Here is a 2,546-nt window from a genome sequence, read left to right as displayed (position 1 = left end):
TTACCACCTTTAGAAAAAACCATCAGGTGAAGTTGACGACGACTAATAGGAGGACGTTTGATGACAGCAAAGGGAGCCTTCGTTACTTTAACATAACCCTTCCAATCATATCCATGACCATTAGAATTGTGGAATGGCCAATAATCTAAAAACTGAAAACAGGCAAGAGCAATTCCATCGTTAGCATGACTTTCGGGTGATTGTTCTGCTTTATTTTTAGACTTTTCTAGTCGCAAATGTTTTCTGAGATTAGATGTCCATAGTCACCTCCTGCTATACTGTATCCTATTGTACTATTTTAACACGAAACTCAAGAGAGCCATTCCCCTTTTCCCATGACTAATCATCTGGCTGAATCTGAAAGTCTTTACCTGCGAAAACACGCCGAAAACCCGATCGATTGGTGGTATTGGTGTGACAGCGCCCTAGAAATTGCCAGGAGAGAAGATAAACCGATCTTTCTCTCGATCGGTTATTCTAGCTGTCATTGGTGTACGGTTATGGAAGGAGAAGCTTTTTCCGATCAGGCCATTGCCGATTATCTCAATCAGTATTTTTTACCGATCAAAGTTGATCGCGAGGAAAGACCGGACATCGATAGCATCTATATGCAAGCATTGCAGATGATGGTCGGTCAAGGGGGTTGGCCTCTGAATGTCTTCCTAACACCGGATAGTTTAATTCCCTTCTATGGTGGCACCTATTTTCCCGTGCAACCGCGCTTTAACCGGCCCGGTTTTCTGCAAGTGTTGCAATCGGTACGTCGTTATTATGACGAGGAAAAGGAGAAATTAAGCAAATTCACGGCCGAAATGCTGGGCGCACTGCGTCAATCGGCTGTTTTACCGCGAGCAGAGACCAATTTAACCGATCCTTCCCTTTTAGCCACAGGAATCGAGAGAAATACGGCGGTGATTCAGGTTAATCCCAATAATTACGGTCGGCCCAGTTTTCCGATGATTCCATATTCTCATCTGGCTTTGCAGGGTAGTCGCTTTGGTGACGATTTTGACGATTCCCTCCGGCAAGCGGCCTATCAACGGGGGGAAGATCTGGCCCTGGGGGGAATCTATGACCATGTGGGGGGAGGATTCCATCGTTACACGGTGGATTCGACGTGGACAGTTCCCCATTTTGAAAAAATGCTCTACGATAACGGGCAAATTGTCGAATATTTAGCCAATTTGTGGAGTGCGGGTAATCGAGAGGCGGCCTTTGAGAGAGGGATTAAAGGCACGGTTAACTGGCTAAAACGGGAAATGACCGCCCCAGAAGGTTATTTTTATGCGGCCCAAGATGCCGATAGTTTTGAGAAGGCCACGGATGGGGAACCGGAGGAAGGGGCCTTTTATGTCTGGTCGGATCTGGAGTTAAGGGATTATCTCTCGACCGAGGAATTGGGGCTGCTGCAAGCTAATTTTACCGTCACTGCCGAGGGGAATTTTGAGGGTCGTAATGTCCTGCAACGTCGGCAAGGGGGAGAATTAGGGAAGGAGATAGAAAATATGCTCGATAAGTTATTTATTCGGCGTTATGGCAGTTCTCAAGCCCAATTAGCTCTTTTTCCCCCAGCCAGAGACAATCAAGAGGCGAAAACCGTCTCTTGGCCGGGACGGATTCCGGCGGTAACGGATACGAAAATGATTGTCGCTTGGAATAGTTTGATGATTTCTGGTTTAGCCCGGGCCTTTGCCGTCTTTAGCGAACCTTTGTACTGGCAAATGGCTACGGTCGCGGCCGAGTTTATTCTCAAGCATCAGTGGTTAGATGGACGTTTTCAGCGCTTGAATTATCAGGGTCAGGCCTCGGTTTTGGCCCAATCGGAGGATTTTGCCTATTTTATTAAGGCTTTACTGGACTTGCAAACGGCTAATCCCCAAGAAACTGGCTGGTTAGAGGCGGCTATCGATCTACAAGGGGAATTCGACCGCTGGTTTTGGTCCGAGGATGAGGGGGGATATTTTAATACTGCTTCTGATCATAGTCTCGATCTGATCGTGCGAGAACGGGGTTATACGGATAATGCCACCCCTTCGGCCAACGGAATTGCGATCGCTAATTTAGTTCGTCTGTCGCGATTGACGGAAAATCTAGAATATCTCGATCGGGCCGAAAAGGCCTTGCAATCTTTTAGTACCATCCTAGAAGAGTCCCCCACCGCTTGCCCCAGTTTATTTGTCGCCCTCGATCACTATCGTCACGGTTTCTGTCTGCGCGCCCCAGAAAGCTCGATCGAGCCGCTGTTAAGTCGCTATTTGCCCACTGCGGTGTATCGAGTCGATGCCAGTTTGCCCCTTAGCACATTTGGGTTAATTTGTCAAGGGTTATGCTGCCTTGAACCGGCGGAAAATTTAGAACAGTTGGACCAACAAATTGCCGGGGTGATGGCGGATCCGTCAATACTACTGGGACTTAAACGCCAAATAAAGATCAAATCGAGTATAATCGTTAAAGAGTAAGCACTTTACGTTGAAAAATCGGCGATGAAAGAGACAACCCCAGCCGCGATGCCTCCCTGCTTTGACCGATGGTGTCGGCGGTTTGAC

General features: G+C 47.6%; 1 protein-coding gene and 1 pseudogene. One reads left to right on the top strand and one right to left on the bottom strand.

What is annotated here, in order from left to right:
• Nucleotides 1-257 (bottom strand): annotated as a pseudogene (locus IM500_RS07140) (RRXRR domain-containing protein); the annotation flags it as partial.
• 78 nt (nt 258-335) lie between these two features.
• Between IM500_RS07140 and IM500_RS07135 the strand changes: the two are divergent.
• Nucleotides 336-2,459 (top strand): thioredoxin domain-containing protein, encoded by a 2,124-nt coding sequence (locus IM500_RS07135; protein ID WP_287738028.1) that lies wholly within the window; start codon nt 336-338, stop codon nt 2,457-2,459.
• Nucleotides 2,460-2,546: the final 87 nt, after the last annotated feature.

The sequence above is a fragment of the Microcystis sp. M179S2 genome (genome assembly GCF_020245805.1).
Taxonomy (GTDB): domain Bacteria; phylum Cyanobacteriota; class Cyanobacteriia; order Cyanobacteriales; family Microcystaceae; genus Microcystis; species Microcystis aeruginosa.
This window is presented reverse-complemented; position numbering and strand designations above follow the sequence as displayed.